The organism is Bradyrhizobium sp. CCBAU 45321 (genome assembly GCF_028128975.1).
Classification (GTDB): domain Bacteria; phylum Pseudomonadota; class Alphaproteobacteria; order Rhizobiales; family Xanthobacteraceae; genus Bradyrhizobium; species Bradyrhizobium yuanmingense.
Map to the genome: position 1 here is coordinate 167,804 of NZ_LFKZ01000124.1, position 14,400 is coordinate 182,203.

The following is a 14,400-nucleotide window of genomic DNA, read 5'->3' on the forward strand; positions in this document are numbered from 1 at the left end:
CGCGCATGGACCAGGAAAAGGTCAACATCCTGCTCGTCGACGATCAGCCGGCCAAGCTCCTCGCCTACGAGGTGATCCTGAAGGACCTCGGCGAGAACCTCGTGATCGCCTCCTCGGGCCGCGAAGCGCTGGAGGTGCTGCTCAAGACCGAGATCGCAGTGATCCTGGTCGACGTCTGCATGCCCGAGCTCGACGGCTTCGAGCTCGCCGCGATGATCCGCGAGCATCCGCGCTTTCAGAAGACCGCGATGATCTTCATCTCGGCCATCCAGGTCAGCGACATCGACCGGCTGCGAGGCTACGAGATGGGCGCGGTCGATTACGTGCCGGTGCCGGTCGTGCCGGAGGTGCTGCGCGCCAAGATCAAGGTGTTTGCCGAGCTCTACCGCAAGACGCGCGAGCTCGAACGGCTGAACCACGAGCTCGAGGACCGCGTCCGCGCACGCACCGCGGAACTGGAGGCGTCCACCGCGAAGCTGCGCGAGAGCGAGCAGCGGCGCAGCATGGCGATCGCGGCCGGCAAGATGGGGTCATGGGACTGGGACTGGATCAGCGGCGATTGGATGTGGGACGAGGGGCAATACCGCATCTTCGGCGTCAGCCCCGATGATTTCGAGGTCACTCCGGCCAGCGTTCAGGCCCTGCTGCATCCCGACGACGTCGATCAGTTGCGCAAGGCGATCGCCGAGTTCAACAAGGGTACGCGCGCCTACGAGACGGAGTTCCGCATCCTGCGGCCCGACGGCGAGGTACGCTGGTGCGTCGGCACGGCGGCCGCGACCACGGACGAGAGCGGGCGCGTGGTGCGCGTCAGCGGCGTGACCGTCGACATCACCGAGCGCAAGCGCGCCGAGGAGCGGCAGAACCTGCTGGCGCGGGAGGTCGATCATCGCGCGAAGAACGCGCTGGCGCTGGCGCAGTCGATCGTGCGCCTCACCCGGGCCGACGAGGTCAAGGCCTATGTCAACGCCGTCGAGGGGCGTATCAATGCGCTGGCGCGCGTGCACACCATCCTGTCGCTGTCGAGCTGGCAAGGCGCCGAGCTCTCCAGACTGATCGACGAGGAGCTTGCGCCCTATTCGCTCGGCGACCAGATCAAATTGGCGGGGCCCGAAGTTCAGCTGCTGCCGGCGACGGCCCAGACGCTGGCGCTCGCATTGCACGAGCTCTTCACCAACTCGGCCAAGTACGGCGCGCTATCCACGCGATCCGGGCGGCTCGCGATCGATTGGCAGGTCGACGAGGAACTGCTCACGCTGAGCTGGGAGGAATCCGGCGGTCCCCTGGTCAAGACCCCGAAATCGCGCGGCTTCGGCACGCGAAGCCTGCTTGCGAGCATCGAGTCCCAGCTTGGCGGACAGGCGCGATTCGATTGGCGCGCCGAGGGCCTGTTGTGCCGCCTGGAGGTGCCGTTGACACGCAAGACGGCGACGGCTGCACCTGGCAAGTTCGACACCGCCGGGTCTGCCGAATTGCAACGCGCATCCGGTTAGCCGGACGCTGCGCTGCTCATGCGCTGAGCCGTGCGTGGATCGCGCGCGACGCGCCCTTCGAGCCAGGCTTCCGTTCGGGCGAGATCGCGCAGCGCCCTCGCGTAGCGGCGAGCCGCGCTCCGCTCCGCGCCAAGTGGAAGCTTGCGCGCCTTGCGCAGGATGTCCGCGGCTGCATTGCGATAGGCCAGCGAGCGGTAAAGAAAGACGACCTTACCCATATCGATGTTCCCCGTTATGCCCGATGTTCCCCGTTTTGCTGGCGTCCATCTTGGCAAGCCCGGCATGAACGCCGGATGAAGCGGGCGATGACGATTCCCTCAGTGGAACGGAACCGGGAAATCACGAGCGCGTTGGCGTGGCAGTTCGGGATGCCCGCCCATGCGCACCAAGAAGCCGTCCGAGCTGGTCTCTGCCAGCGGCCTGATCAAGCTGATGACGCATGCAATGATGGGCGCCGCGCTCGGCCTCACCTTCAGCCTCGCCCTGGTCCTGTCCAATCCAGCCGTCGCCAACCTGCTGAACAACGGCGGAAGCCAGGCCACGATGGTCTTCGCCCTTACCTTGGTGACGACCTTCGCGATTGGCGCGACGCTTACCGGCGCCGTGTTCATCCTGGCCGAGGACAAGCAAACTTGAAGTGTCATGACGCATCGGAACAGCTCGCTGGGAACTCCTGTTGAGCGCGCGGTTTTGCTACCCGCGTCATTTTAACCCAGGGAGTTCCTGCCGCATGAAGACGTAAGGGGCCCGCCATTGCGGGGGGTCCTTTGTCCTCTGCCTTTGGTGGCACTCGGCCTTCAGGATCCGGGGCCAACCATCTCAGCGGCGCTCGGGTGCGCGCGCGGGATTGCCGGCAGTCTTCACGGGACGAAGGCGCACGCGGTTGCGGACGTCAGGCAGAACGTCGCTGCCGCCGGCCGCCTTCCATTCGGCAATCAGGAGGTTGATCCTCCGGCGCAGGTCCATCTGCGCCAGGGCCCTTTCCGTGCAGTCGCGGTCGCGCTCGACGAGGTCGCGCACCGACGCCTCGACGTCGGCCATCTCGAGCCTCAAGGCTCTGATTTTACGTCGAATTTCATTAATTCTGTTGTCCATGCCTTGTTAGAACAAAATAAGAACATATAGTCAAGTCACGATTTCAGGACGGAGAAGCCAAATGCAGGTTCAAGGTAAATACGACGCCAGATTTTTCCTGGGCGAGCAGATGACGCGGGCGCAGGGCCTCAAGCTGAAGCGGCTCAGCGAAGAGGCCTACCAGCCCGGCCAATATGCGCGGGATCTGTCCTTCAGCGAGGCCGCCCGGCGCATCCGGGTGCTGGAAGCGGAGATCGAGCTGGCAAACTCCTTCTAGAGCATCGCATCGCGCTTTAGGCCTGCGCCGTTCCACGCTCCCGGAACCATGGCTGTGCAGAATGGTTCTCCCCGCCGAGGGAGAATATGCATGGCACGCAAGGCAAAAAAGCGCCGCTACTCACGCAGCTCGGGCAGCGATGTCGCCACCGAGATGCGGCGCTACAAGAAGGGCACCGCGAAGAGCGGCCGTGGCGGGCGCGGCGGCCGCGTCAAGAACCGCAAGCAGGCCATCGCGATCGGACTGTCGAAGGCACGCAAGAAGGGCAAGAAGGTCCCGAAGAAGGCTTCAAAGCGCAAGAGCGCCAAGACGACGTCCAAGAAATCGTCGAGGACGTCGTCCAAGAAATCATCCAACAAGAAATCATCGAAGCGCAAATCATCCAAGCGGTCGCGCTGACCGGTCTCAGATCATGCTCCCCGGCATAAAGCAGCGGATCGAAATCCCGAACGCAGTCTTGACCGGCCACACCATGGTGCGGCCGGCGCGGTTCGGCTCGGTGATGACGGCCTCGTCCGGCACGTCGATCCACTGCCCGTCGATGCGGACACGGTAGCGCCCGTTGTGCGACTCCCAGTCGAGATCGGCGAGGGCGAAACCGTCGGCATCCGAGCAGCACGGACCGAGATGGCTGCGCAAATTGTCGAACCATGGCTTGAGAGGGGAATTCGCGTAGCGGCCGTCGTCGCGCCCGAGCGCGTTTCCACCTGCGAGCACCAATGGCGCCACCAGCAGCGCGCTCCTGAGCGAGAGCTTCAATCGATCCATGTCGGCACCGATCATTTGTGAACCACCGGCGAGTTCCACAAAGCGCCGGGAGGCTCGAAGTTCCACGCTTGCGACCCCGGTCGGCGGCGGCGTTGCCGCAGAGCACTGAGGTGTCTTGCGAGTGTGATCAGCGAACACGGCTTTTTCGGACGCACCAGGTCATCATCCCTGCCGTTAACGAGAATGTGACCGGCCTGGTGCGGACGTGACGTGTGTGCAAAAGGCGGCCCGAAGGCCGCCTTCCTGGATTTGTGAGGGTCGAGTTCGCGCTATGCGAGTGGCACCGCAACGAAGCGGGTGGCCTCCGCGCTTCTGACCTGAAGCAGCACGCTGCGCTTGCCCGATGATTTGGCCTGCGCCAGCTCGGAGCGGACCTCGCCGACATTGCTGACAGCCTTGCCGCCGACATTGAGGATGACGTCGCCGGTCCGGATGCCCCGTTGCGCGGCCGGGCCTTGCGGATCAACCTCGGTGACGACGACGCCGTTCTGGCCTGCGCCCTGGACGTCACCTGCGGGCGCCAGGCTGAGGCCGAGGCGCGGCGTGCCGGCACCCGACTGTCCCCTGCCCTCGTCGGCATTGCCATTGCCTTTAGCCTGGCGCTCATTCGGCAGTTCGCCGAGCACCAGGGTCATCGTCTTGCTGTCGCCCTTGCGGAAGACATCGAGCTTCACGGACGTGCCCGGCGCCAAGCCGGCGATGGTGCGGGCGAGGTCGCGGGAGTCCTTGATCGTGGTGCCGTTGACGGCGGTGATGACATCGCCCGCCTGGATGCCGGCCTTCGCCGCCGGGCTGCCATCCTGCGGATTGTCGACGATCGCGCCGCGCGCCTCCTTGAGCCCGAGGCTGTCGGCAATATCCGACGTCACCGGCTGCACCTGCACGCCGAGCCAGCCCCGGGTGACCGCGCCCTTGTCCTTCAATTGCGTGACGACGAGCTTGGCGGTCGAAGCCGGGATATCGAAGCCGATGCCGACCGAGCCGCCCGAGGGCGAGAAGATCGCAGTGTTCACGCCGATCACGTTGCCGTTCATGTCGAAGGCCGGGCCGCCGGAATTACCCTTGTTGATCGGCGCGTCGATCTGGATGAAGTCGTCATAGGGACCGTTGCCGATGTCGCGGCCGCTGGCCGAGACGATGCCGGCGGTCACGGTGCCGCCAAGACCGAAGGGATTGCCGACCGCGACCACCCAGTCGCCGATGCGCGGCTTCTGGTCGGAGAATTTGACGAACGGAAAGTCCTTCTTGCCGTCGACCTTGATCAGCGCGAGATCGGTCTTCGGATCGGTGCCGACCACTTTCGCGGTGTAGGTCGTGCCGTCGTCCATCGTCACCTGCACGGACTCGGCGCGATCGACGACGTGATTGTTGGTCACGGCATAGCCGTCGGCGGAGATGAAAAAGCCGGAGCCTTCGCCCGTGATCATCTGGTGGCGCTGGCGTGGCATGCCGTTCGCGCCGCCCGGAAAGCGGAAACCGAACTGTCGCGAGAACTGGTCGAACGGCGTGTCCTCGTCCGAATCCATCCGGTTCTGCTGCAGCATCGCGCTCTTGTCGTTGTCCTGATCGATTTTGACCCGCACCGAGATCACAGCGGGTTTGACCCTGCTGACGAGATCGCCGAAGCCGGGCGGCGTCGCGGCAGCTTCGGCCGCCTGAGCCGGCGCAATCAAGGAGTTGATGCCGTACGGCGTGGCGCCTGGCGCAACGGCCAGGGCGGCCACGCCCAGCGCGGCCACGGTGCCGAGCAGCGCGAGCCGCCGCGGCCGCAAGATCTTGCGAGAAGTGTTGATGTCGGAATTGACGCGATCGTTCATGTCGAAATGTCCATGTTGAGCAGGTGTCGCCTTGCCCTCAACATGGTCGCTGCCACCTTACGACGTCCCGTCCGTCCGATTAAATCTCGGCAAAGAATGGATGAGCGGGCGCAGCAGGCAATCCGGACGTTTGATACAGCTCAACGCGTCGCCTTCGCGCAGGGAGAAACTGCGACCATCGGATGATGCTCAGCGGAGGCGCGCCATGTACAAAGACATTCTCGTCCACATTCCCACCGAACGTCCCATGCGTCCCGCGATCGAGGGCTCGGTCTCGCTCGCGGCGAAGCTCAACGCGCATCTCGACGCGGTCGCGGTCGGCTATGTCGCCACCAGTACAGCTTACGTCATGGAAGGCGGCGCGGCGGTGGCGGCCGTGTTCGAGCTGGAGCGCGAGCGCGCCGTGGAGCGGGCCGAGGCGGCGCTCGCGGTATTCAAGAGCGAGGCGGCGAACGCCGGCATCTCCTATACCTGCCACGCACTCGGCGCGATCCCCGCGGATGCCGCCGGCTCGCTCGGCGAGATGGCACGGCTGCACGATCTCAACGTGGTGCTCCAGCCCGATCCGGCGCAGGGCTCGTTCGACAACGACGTGCCGAGCGAGATCCTGTTCCGGGCGGGCGGCCCGGTGCTGTTCCTGCCCTACACCTTCCGGGGAGCCTTCAAGGCGAAGCGGATCGGCATCTGCTGGGACGGCAGTCGCGTTGCCGCCCGCGCCATGCGCGACGCAGCTCCGTTCCTGGCGCGCGCCGAAGAGATCGTGATCATCACCGTCAACGAGACCGACGACGTCTCCGGCGAAGCTTCAGCGAGCGGCTTGGCCAGACATCTCGGCCGGCGCGGATTGTCCACCCGCACGGTCAGCCTGACCGCCACGCGCGCCGACATTCAGCCGATCATTCTGTCGCTGGCGGCCGACGAGAGTCTCGATCTCCTGGTGATGGGCGGCTACGGCCATTCGCGGTTGCAGGAACGCGTTCTCGGGGGTGTCACCCGCGCCATGCTGGAAGCCATGACGGTCTCGACGCTGATGTCGCATTGATGAGCCGCCTTGGCGCCGTCACGCCGCGACGGGAGCCTCCCACGGCGCCGACGCGGCGGCGTCCTTCTCGCGATGCACATTGCACGCGTCGAAATGCGCCTTGAGCTCGATTTCGGCGAGATGTTCGAAATGTTCGGCCTGGCCGAGGAGTTCCCAGTTCTGGAGCGGCCGGTAGGCCGCCTGCTGACGGCAGAGGGACGCCAGCGCCCGGTAGCGACGTACGTTCTCCATGAGACCCTCCCTCGCGTTCACGGGCTTATTGCCCTGATTTGCGTCAGGCCGATGGCGTTTATGCAAAACATTTGCTGCGCACACAACGCGCCTGAACCAAGTTGATTTTCGAGAAGTGCCGGTAAGGATTTTAGTTCCAAACGTCGGTTTGGAACTGTGTGCCCAACGCTAGGCGGAGAGGCGGCGCTCCACGGCGACGCCGACCAAGTCGAGATAGCGTTCGATCAGATCAGGCCGGCCGACGAGATAGCCTTGCATCTCCTCGCAGGCCTCGCGCGCCAGGAAAGCACGCTGGGCTTCCGTCTCCACTCCCTCGGCAATGACCGGGATCTTCAGCGCGTGCGCCAGGCTCAGGACGGCGCGGACAATCTCGGCCGATTTCGGCGTCGCCTCCAGGTTGGAGATGAAACTGCGGTCGATCTTGATCTTGTCGAACGGGAACGACTGCAGATAGGACAGCGAGGAATAGCCGGTGCCGAAATCGTCCATGGCGATGCGGATGCCGAGCGCCTTCAGCCGCCGCAGCAGGTTGAGCGCGCGGGTGAAATCGCCGATCAGCACGCCCTCCGTGATCTCGACCTCGAGCCGCGTCGGCGTCAGCCCCGTCTCCAACAGAATCTGGTGGATCGAGCGCTCGAGATCGCCCACCTGGAACTGGACCGGCGACAGATTGACCGCGACCTGCAACGGCCGCGGCCAGGATGCCGCCTCGCGGCACGCCTCGCGGCGTGCAGGCTTCATGCCCACAATTACCGTCGTTCTGCATCCGCGCTCTCATAGCGTTCCCAAACCGCAAATTGAGAGGCTTAGCATTGCGCGGTCGTTCATCGATTCTTCTCTTGGCGCACTGGGACCCCAGCAGCGGTCCGCAACTGATCCGTAATCTACCGGATGAGCGCACTTTCTTCTGCCCGCTTCGTGGGCGAGGAACTATCTTGCAGCCTCGGAGCCCGGCCGATCTCCGCGGCGATTCGAATAGCCGCGATATTAGCGGCATATTCGCCAGCGCCCTTGCCGCGAAACACGGCGGAGCCGGCGACCAGCGTGTCGGCGCCCGCTGCAGCCACGGCCGCGGCATTATCGCGCGTGATACCGCCGTCGACCTCCAGCCGGATCGGCCGCTCGCCGATCATGGTCCTGATCCGCCTGATCTTGTCGATCTGCGATGTGATGAAGGATTGGCCGCCAAAACCCGGATTGACCGTCATCACCAGCACGAGATCGATACGATCGAGCAAATACTCGATCACCGCTTCCGGCGTCGACGGACAAAGGCTGACGCCAGCCTTGCGGCCGAGCGCTCGGATCGCCTGGAGCGAGCGGTCGAGATGCGGGCCGGCTTCCGCATGCACCGTGATCACATCAGCCCCGGCCTTGGCAAAGGTCTCGAGGTAGGAATCGGCCGGCGCAATCATCAGATGCACATCGAAGACTTTCCTCGTCATCGGCCGTATCGCCTTGATGACGTCGGCACCGAAGCTGATGTTCGGCACGAAATGTCCGTCCATGACGTCGCAATGGATCCAGTCGGCCCCAGCGGCGTCGATCGCGGCGACCTCTTCGCCGAGGCGCGCGAAATCCGCGGCGAGGATCGAGGGAGCGATCATGATCTCCTTCGTCATGGCACTGCACTCCGCGCATCCGCACCGCCGCTGAACACCCGGCTCGCGAGCACGTCCATGGCATCGATGGTTTCGAGGTCGGCGACATCGAGCATGCGATTGAGATCGGACACCAGCCGATCGGCCTGCCGCAGGCGGATGCGGTCGACGGCGTTGCGGATCGAGCGCGCGTTGGAGAAGAACGGCTGGGTCCGACGCAGCGCGATGTACTTCTCGAACGCCTCTCGCGCCGCAGCCGAGAAGCGATAGCCACGCTCCTTCAGCATCAGCTCGGCGATGACGAGCAGCTCGGCCTCCGCGTAGTCAGGGAATTCGATGTGGTGGGCGATGCGCGAGCGGAAGCCGGGGTTTGAGCCAAAGAAACTCGTCATCCGCTCGCCGTAGCCGGCGAGGATCACGACGAGGTCCTCGCGCTGGTTCTCCATCACCTGGAGCAGGATCTCGATCGATTCCTGACCATAGTCGCGTTCGTTGTCGGGACGATGCAGGTAATAGGCCTCGTCGATGAACAGCACGCCGCCCATTGCCTTCTTCAGGATCTCCTTGGTCTTCGGCGCGGTGTGGCCGATGTACTGGCCGACCAGATCGTCGCGCGTCACCGAGATCACCTGCCCGCGACGCACGAAGCCGAGGCCGTGCAGGATCCTGGCCATGCGCAGAGCGACGGTGGTCTTGCCTGTTCCAGGATTGCCGGTGAACGACATGTGCAGCGTCGGCGGCGCGGAAGCCAGGCCCGCACGCTGCCGGATGCGCTCGATCAGCAACAGCGAGGCGATCTGGCGCACGCGGTTCTTGACCGGCTTGAGCCCGATCAGCTCCCGATCGAGCTGTTGCAGCGTCTCGGTGATCCCGGCCGCTTCAGCCTCTTTGCGGAGATCGAAATGGGTCTCGCTGTGTTCGGTCGTAGTTGCGTGGGGGACATCAAGCATGACTACCCTCGAAGAAAAGAGCTTCGCCGCGAGCAAGGCGGCGAAGCAGTTGTCCGCCAAGGATGCGAAGCAGGGAGAGCTCCGCGCGGAAGCGGATGACTCAAGCTGGCGCGTGCGCCGCCGGCTTTCGAACCGTGGTGTAGCGGACCGCACGGCCGCCGAACTCCTGCCGCACCAGCTCGAACTCCGTCTCTTGCTTCGGCCGGTTGACGAGGAAGGAGATCCGCACCGATTCCCAGCCGTGGCTGGCATCGAAGCCGCTGATGCGGATGTAGCTGTTACCATAGACCCTGCGGCACTCGGCGAGCTCCATCATTACGCCGGCGGCGTCCTGGAGATCGAACATCGGCAGGCCCCACATCTCCCAATAAGTGTTGCGGGGATGCGGATCGTCGGTGAACTCGATGTTCACCGCCCAGCCATTGGCGAGGCAATACTGCACCTGGCTGGTGATCTGCTCGTTGGTCAGATCCGGCAGGTACGAGAAGCAGCCCTGGGTGATCTTCATCTCAAATCTCCTCAGACGGTTTCCAGCGCGGTCGGCACGAAGTCCGGCGTGTCGGTGGATTGATAGTTGAAGGTGACGTCCTTCCAGACCTCGAGCGCAGCCTTCAGCGGCGTGCAGGTCTGGGCCGCCTTGTCCAGGATCTCCGGGCCCTCGTGGACATAGTCGCGGCCCTCGTTGCGGGCGAGGATCATCGCTTCCAGCGCCACGCGGTTGGCGGTCGCGCCGGCCGCAATGCCCATGGGATGGCCGATGGTGCCACCGCCGAACTGCAGCACGACGTCCTCGCCTAACAGGTCGAGCAGCTGGTGCATCTGCCCGGCATGGATGCCGCCGGAGGCTACCGGCATCATCTTGTTGAGGCTCGCCCAGGACTGGTCGAAGAACAGGCCATGCTCGAGCTTGGTCGGATTGAAGTCCTCGCGGCAGACGTCGTAATAGCCGCGCGTGGTGTTGGGATCGCCTTCGAGCTTGCCCACCACCGTGCCGGCGTGGATGTGGTCGACACCGGCAAGCCGCATCCATTTCGCGATGACGCGGAACGACACGCCATGGCTCTTCTGCCGCGTATAGGTGGAGTGGCCGGCGCGATGCAGATGCAGGATCATGTCGTTGCGCCGCGCCCACTTGGCCATCGACTGGATCGCAGTGTAGCCGATCACGAGGTCGATCATCACGATCACCGAGCCAAGCTCCTTGGCGAACTCCGCACGCTCGTACATGTCCTCCATGGTGGCCGCGGTGACGTTGAGGTAGGTCCCTTTCACCTCGCCGGAAGCGGCCTGCGCGCGGTTCACCGCCTCCATGCAATAGAGGAAGCGATCGCGCCAATGCATGAAGGGCTGCGAGTTGATGTTCTCGTCGTCCTTGGTGAAATCGAGCCCGCCCTTCAGCGCCTCATAGACCACGCGGCCGTAATTGCGGCCGGACAGACCGAGCTTCGGCTTCACGGTCGCGCCGAGCAGCGGCCGGCCGAACTTATCGAGCCGCTCGCGCTCCACCACGATGCCGGTCGCCGGTCCCTGGAAGGTCTTCACATAGGCGACGGGAAAGCGCATGTCCTCGAGCCGCAGCGCCTTCAGCGGCTTGAAGCCGAACACGTTGCCGATGATCGAGGCCGAGAGGTTGGCGATCGAGCCCGGCTCGAACAGGTCGAGATCATAGGCGATGTAGGCGAAATACGAGCCCGGCGAGCCCGGAACGGGATCGACGCGATAACACTTGGCGCGATACTTCTCGGCCGCGGTCAGGCGATCGGTCCACACCACCGTCCAGGTCGCGGTCGAGGATTCGCCTGCCACAGCGGCTGAGGCCTCGATCGGGTCGACGCCGTCTTGCGGCGTGACGCGGAACAGCGCGATGACGTCGGTGTCCTTTGGCGTGTAGTCGGGCTCCCAATAGCCCATGCGCTTGTATTCCATCACGCCGGAGCGATAGCGCTCCTTGCCGCGGACCGTGCCTGCATGTGCGTTCATGTCTCTCTCCTGCTCTTTTCTCTGCTCTTTCTGATTGGTTAGGCGGCAACCGGCTCGCGGGCATCGATGCGCGGGTCGAGCTCGCCGGCGCGATAGCGCCGCGCCATCTCGCTCATCGGAATGACCTTGATCTTGCTGGCGTGGCCTGCGGTACCGAACTGCTCGAACCGCTCGCGGCACAATTCGCGCATTGCGTCCATCGCCGGCTTGAGAAACTTGCGCGGATCGAATTCGGAGCGCGTTTCCGCCGCCACCTTGCGGAACACCGCGGTCATCGCCAGCCGGCAATCGGTGTCGATATTGACCTTGCGCACGCCGCTGCGGATGCCGCGAACGATCTCCTCGACCGGCACGCCCCAGGTCTGCGGCATCTCGCCACCGAACTGGTTGAACATGTCCTGCAGCGGCTGCGGCACCGAGGAGGAGCCATGCATGACCAGATGCGTGTTCGGCAGCCGGCCGTGGATCTCCTCGACCACCCGCATCGCCAGGATATCGCCATCCGGCTTGCGGCTGAACTTGTAGGCACCGTGCGAGGTGCCCATCGCGATCGCGAGCGCATCGACCTTGGTCGCGCGAACGAAGTCGACGGCCTGATCCGGATCGGTCAAGAGCTGGTCGTGGCCGACCTTGCCCTCGACGCCGTGGCCATCCTCCTGTTCGCCGCCGCCGTGCTCGAGCGAGCCGAGCACGCCGAGCTCGCCTTCGACGGAAGCGCCGACCCAATGGGCGAGATCGACGACGCGGCGCGTGATCGCGACGTTGTAATCATAGTCGGCCGCCGTCTTGGCATCGGCCTTGAGCGAGCCGTCCATCATGACCGAGGTAAACCCGTGGGCGATGGCGGACGCGCAGGTCGCCTCGTCATTGCCGTGGTCCTGGTGCATGCAGAGCGGAATGTCCGGATAAGTCCGCTCCAGCGCGTCGATCATGTGCGAAAGCATGAGATCGCCGGCATAGCTGCGCGCGCCGCGCGAGGCCTGGATGATGACCGGCGCATCGACCGCAGCCGCCGCCTGCATGATGGCGATGCCCTGCTCCATGTTGTTGATGTTGAACGCCGGCACGGCGTAGCCGTGGCTGGCAGCGTGATCGAGCAATTGGCGGAGAGTAATACGGGCCAAGGGGCGTCCTCCTTATTGGCTCTTGCGGGCGATCGCCCGGCGGGCCGCTTCCGCAATGCTTTGCGGCGTGATGCCGAATTCGCGGTACAGCACCGACGCCGGGGCCGAGGCGCCGAAGCCGCGCATGCCGACGAACTCACCGTCGGTGCCGATCCAGCGATGCCAGTCGCCGGCGACAGCGGCCTCGACACCGACACGCGGCGCGGTGCCGAGCACCGAGGCGCGGTAATCCTCCGGCTGCTCCTCGAACAGTGCGAAACACGGCGCCGAGACCACTGCGGCGCGAACGTGTTCGGTCGCGAGCAAGCGTGCGGCTTCCAGCGCCATCGAAACTTCCGAGCCGGTTGCGATGAGCGTCACGTCGCGGCCACCATCCGGCGAGATGACGAGATAGGCTCCGTTCGCTACGTGGTTTCTGCCGCGCGCATCGCTGCGGAAGGTCGGCAGGGCCTGCCGCGACAGGCATAGCACTGAGGGGCGATGCTCCGCCGCGAGCGCGCAATCCCAGGCTTCCAGCGTCTCCACCGCATCGGCGGGGCGGAACACGAGCAGGTTGGGAAGGACGCGCAACGCCGCGAGATGCTCGACCGGCTGATGCGTCGGGCCGTCCTCGCCGAGCCCGATGGAGTCGTGGGTCATGACATGGATGACGCGCAGCCGCATCAAGGCCGCCAGGCGGATCGCCGGCCGGCTGTAATCGGAGAACGCCAAGAACGTGCCGCCATAGGGGATGAAGCCGCCATGCAACGCGAGGCCGTTCATCGCCGCGGCCATACCGTGCTCGCGAATGCCATAATGGATGTAGTCGCCGGCGAACGCACCGCTCTTGACCGGCGCCTGCGCCTTGGCATGCGTCAGGTTCGAATGGGTGAGGTCCGCGGAGCCGCCGACCAGGCCGGGAATTGTTCCCGCGATTCCCTCGAGCACCTGTTGCGAGGCCTGCCGCGTCGCCAGCTTCGGCCGCTCGGATGCAAAGTGCTCACGCAATTTCGCCGCGGCCAGCGCATAGGCGGCGGGCAGAGTCACGGCTTTGCCCTCGACGAACAGGTCGCGCTGCTCCGGCGTCGCTCCTTCGTAGCGATCGAGCCAGGCGAGGCGGTCGACCTGCCCGCGCTGCCCGATCATCCGCCACGCCTTGAGCACCGGGATCGGCACCACGAAAGGCTGATAGTCCCAACCCAGCGTCCGCCGCGCCGCTGCCGTCTGCTCGGTGCCGAGCGGCGCGCCATGCACTTTCTCGGTGCCCTGTCTATCAGGCGCGCCATAGCCGATGATTGTGCGACAGGCGATCAGCGACGGCTTTGCGGTCTCCCGCTCCTCCGCTATCGCCTGCGCCACCGCTGCGGGATCATGCCCGTCGACGCGGCGCACCGACCAACCGGAGGCGGCGAAGCGCGCGAGCTGGTCGTCCGATGTCGCCAGCGAGGTCGGACCGTCGATGGAGATGCCGTTGTCGTCGAACAGCACGATCAGCCGGCCGAGCCCGAGATGACCGGCCAGCGAGATCGCCTCCTGGCTGAGGCCTTCCATCAGGCAGCCATCGCCCGCGATGACATAGGTGAAGTGATCGACGAGCCCATCGCCATGCCGCGCATTCGCCATCCGCTCGGCGAGCGCCATGCCGACCGCGGTCGCAATGCCCTGGCCCAGCGGTCCCGTCGTGGTCTCGACACCAGCCGTGTGGCCATATTCAGGATGACCCGGCGTCTTCGAGCCCCACTGGCGAAAGGCCTTGATGTCGTCGAGGCTGATATCGCCGCCGGTGAGATGCAACAGCGCATAGAGCAGCATCGAGCCATGCCCCGCCGACAGCACGAAGCGGTCGCGGTCAGGCCAATTGGGGTGCGCGGAGTCGAATTTCAGGAAACGCGAGAACAGCACAGTCGCGACATCAGCCATGCCCATGGGCAGCCCGGGATGGCCTGACTGCGCTGCCTCGATGGCATCGACCGCGAGGAAGCGGACGGCATTGGCGAGATCGTTGTGCGTGACCGCATTGAGGTCGGCTTCGGCATGGACGGAGATGTTCATCGGAGTCTCTCC

General features: G+C 64.9%; 16 protein-coding genes and 1 pseudogene. 5 read left to right on the forward strand and 12 right to left on the reverse strand.

Annotated elements, in window-relative coordinates; all coding sequences use genetic code 11:
- Positions 1-5: 5 nt before the first annotated feature.
- Positions 6-1,493: an HWE histidine kinase domain-containing protein gene (locus tag ACM43_RS20995; protein ID WP_271542561.1), complete on the forward strand. Its 1,488-nt coding sequence runs from the start codon at positions 6-8 to the stop codon at positions 1,491-1,493.
- On the opposite strand, the gene ACM43_RS21000 is transcribed toward ACM43_RS20995, so the two are convergent.
- Entirely contained in the window at positions 1,490-1,711 is a 222-nt protein-coding gene (locus ACM43_RS21000; protein WP_271542563.1) for a hypothetical protein, read from the reverse strand. The two genes, ACM43_RS20995 and ACM43_RS21000, sit on opposite strands and share 4 nt — an antisense overlap.
- Before the next feature lie 160 nt (positions 1,712-1,871).
- Here ACM43_RS21000 and ACM43_RS21005 point away from each other — a divergent pair, with 160 nt between their 5' ends.
- Positions 1,872-2,129 (forward strand): hypothetical protein, encoded by a 258-nt coding sequence (locus ACM43_RS21005; protein ID WP_271542565.1) that lies wholly within the window; start codon positions 1,872-1,874, stop codon positions 2,127-2,129.
- 183 nt (positions 2,130-2,312) lie between these two features.
- On the opposite strand, the gene ACM43_RS21010 is transcribed toward ACM43_RS21005, so the two are convergent.
- Positions 2,313-2,534, reverse strand: coding sequence for a hypothetical protein (locus tag ACM43_RS21010; RefSeq protein WP_271542567.1), 222 nt, complete (start codon positions 2,532-2,534; stop codon positions 2,313-2,315).
- Between the two features lie 115 nt (positions 2,535-2,649).
- Here ACM43_RS21010 and ACM43_RS21015 point away from each other — a divergent pair, with 115 nt between their 5' ends.
- Positions 2,650-2,844 carry a DUF3072 domain-containing protein gene (locus tag ACM43_RS21015; RefSeq protein ID WP_271542569.1) on the forward strand — a complete coding sequence of 65 codons (195 nt, stop codon included), beginning with the start codon at positions 2,650-2,652 and terminating at the stop codon, positions 2,842-2,844.
- 90 nt (positions 2,845-2,934) lie between these two features.
- The gene (locus ACM43_RS21020; RefSeq protein ID WP_271542570.1) at positions 2,935-3,243 is read left to right on the forward strand and encodes a DUF6496 domain-containing protein; all 309 of its coding nucleotides are present in this window, start codon (positions 2,935-2,937) and stop codon (positions 3,241-3,243) included.
- Between the two features lie 6 nt (positions 3,244-3,249).
- Here ACM43_RS21020 and ACM43_RS21025 read toward each other — a convergent pair whose 3' ends face one another.
- Both ACM43_RS21025 and ACM43_RS21030 read right to left on the reverse strand, forming a co-directional pair.
- Complete coding sequence (locus ACM43_RS21025; protein WP_157286975.1) at positions 3,250-3,627, reverse strand: hypothetical protein; 378 nt, start codon at positions 3,625-3,627, stop codon at positions 3,250-3,252.
- 254 nt (positions 3,628-3,881) lie between these two features.
- Entirely contained in the window at positions 3,882-5,429 is a 1,548-nt protein-coding gene (locus ACM43_RS21030; RefSeq protein ID WP_271542573.1) for a Do family serine endopeptidase, read from the reverse strand.
- A gap of 205 nt (positions 5,430-5,634) precedes the next feature.
- Between ACM43_RS21030 and ACM43_RS21035 the strand changes: the two genes are divergently transcribed.
- A complete protein-coding gene (locus tag ACM43_RS21035; protein ID WP_271542575.1) occupies positions 5,635-6,471 on the forward strand; it encodes a universal stress protein in 837 nt (278 codons plus the stop codon).
- Between the two features lie 18 nt (positions 6,472-6,489).
- Here the strand turns inward: ACM43_RS21035 and ACM43_RS21040 are convergent, their stop codons facing one another.
- From ACM43_RS21040 to tkt, 8 genes and pseudogenes are all read right to left on the reverse strand, one after another.
- On the reverse strand, positions 6,490-6,702 hold the full coding sequence (locus ACM43_RS21040; protein ID WP_271542576.1) for a hypothetical protein: 213 nt from the start codon (positions 6,700-6,702) through the stop codon (positions 6,490-6,492).
- Between the two features lie 168 nt (positions 6,703-6,870).
- A pseudogene (locus tag ACM43_RS21045) lies at positions 6,871-7,428 on the reverse strand (EAL domain-containing protein); the annotation flags it as partial.
- Positions 7,429-7,586: 158 nt separating this feature from the next.
- The gene (rpe, locus tag ACM43_RS21050; protein ID WP_271542578.1) at positions 7,587-8,324 is read right to left on the reverse strand and encodes a ribulose-phosphate 3-epimerase; all 738 of its coding nucleotides are present in this window, start codon (positions 8,322-8,324) and stop codon (positions 7,587-7,589) included.
- Complete coding sequence (gene cbbX / locus ACM43_RS21055; RefSeq protein ID WP_271542580.1) at positions 8,321-9,253, reverse strand: CbbX protein; 933 nt, start codon at positions 9,251-9,253, stop codon at positions 8,321-8,323. The genes rpe and cbbX overlap by 4 nt, the downstream gene beginning before the upstream one ends.
- 100 nt (positions 9,254-9,353) lie before the next feature.
- Positions 9,354-9,761 (reverse strand): ribulose bisphosphate carboxylase small subunit, encoded by a 408-nt coding sequence (locus ACM43_RS21060; RefSeq protein WP_271542582.1) that lies wholly within the window; start codon positions 9,759-9,761, stop codon positions 9,354-9,356.
- 11 nt (positions 9,762-9,772) lie between these two features.
- A complete protein-coding gene (locus tag ACM43_RS21065; RefSeq protein WP_271542584.1) occupies positions 9,773-11,233 on the reverse strand; it encodes a form I ribulose bisphosphate carboxylase large subunit in 1,461 nt (486 codons plus the stop codon).
- A gap of 38 nt (positions 11,234-11,271) precedes the next feature.
- Positions 11,272-12,357: a class II fructose-bisphosphate aldolase gene (gene fba / locus ACM43_RS21070; protein ID WP_271542586.1), complete on the reverse strand. Its 1,086-nt coding sequence runs from the start codon at positions 12,355-12,357 to the stop codon at positions 11,272-11,274.
- Positions 12,358-12,369: 12 nt separating this feature from the next.
- A complete protein-coding gene (tkt, locus tag ACM43_RS21075) occupies positions 12,370-14,388 on the reverse strand; it encodes a transketolase (RefSeq protein WP_271542588.1) in 2,019 nt (672 codons plus the stop codon).
- Between the last annotated feature and the right edge of the window lie 12 nt (positions 14,389-14,400).

Bases quoted from the DNA above. Each gene is read 5' to 3' on its own strand.
- ACM43_RS20995 (WP_271542561.1), top strand. From the start codon at position 6: ATGGACCAGGAAAAGGTCAACATCCTGCTCGTCGACGATCAGCCGGCC.
- ACM43_RS21000 (WP_271542563.1), bottom strand. From the start codon at position 1,711: ATGGGTAAGGTCGTCTTTCTTTACCGCTCGCTGGCCTATCGCAATGCA.
- ACM43_RS21005 (WP_271542565.1), top strand. From the start codon at position 1,872: ATGCGCACCAAGAAGCCGTCCGAGCTGGTCTCTGCCAGCGGCCTGATC.
- ACM43_RS21010 (WP_271542567.1), bottom strand. From the start codon at position 2,534: ATGGCCGACGTCGAGGCGTCGGTGCGCGACCTCGTCGAGCGCGACCGC.
- ACM43_RS21015 (WP_271542569.1), top strand. From the start codon at position 2,650: ATGCAGGTTCAAGGTAAATACGACGCCAGATTTTTCCTGGGCGAGCAG.
- ACM43_RS21020 (WP_271542570.1), top strand. From the start codon at position 2,935: ATGGCACGCAAGGCAAAAAAGCGCCGCTACTCACGCAGCTCGGGCAGC.
- ACM43_RS21025 (WP_157286975.1), bottom strand. From the start codon at position 3,627: ATGATCGGTGCCGACATGGATCGATTGAAGCTCTCGCTCAGGAGCGCG.
- ACM43_RS21030 (WP_271542573.1), bottom strand. From the start codon at position 5,429: ATGAACGATCGCGTCAATTCCGACATCAACACTTCTCGCAAGATCTTG.
- ACM43_RS21035 (WP_271542575.1), top strand. From the start codon at position 5,635: ATGTACAAAGACATTCTCGTCCACATTCCCACCGAACGTCCCATGCGT.
- ACM43_RS21040 (WP_271542576.1), bottom strand. From the start codon at position 6,702: ATGGAGAACGTACGTCGCTACCGGGCGCTGGCGTCCCTCTGCCGTCAG.
- rpe (WP_271542578.1), bottom strand. From the start codon at position 8,324: ATGACGAAGGAGATCATGATCGCTCCCTCGATCCTCGCCGCGGATTTC.
- cbbX (WP_271542580.1), bottom strand. From the start codon at position 9,253: ATGCTTGATGTCCCCCACGCAACTACGACCGAACACAGCGAGACCCAT.
- ACM43_RS21060 (WP_271542582.1), bottom strand. From the start codon at position 9,761: ATGAAGATCACCCAGGGCTGCTTCTCGTACCTGCCGGATCTGACCAAC.
- ACM43_RS21065 (WP_271542584.1), bottom strand. From the start codon at position 11,233: ATGAACGCACATGCAGGCACGGTCCGCGGCAAGGAGCGCTATCGCTCC.
- tkt (WP_271542588.1), bottom strand. From the start codon at position 14,388: ATGAACATCTCCGTCCATGCCGAAGCCGACCTCAATGCGGTCACGCAC.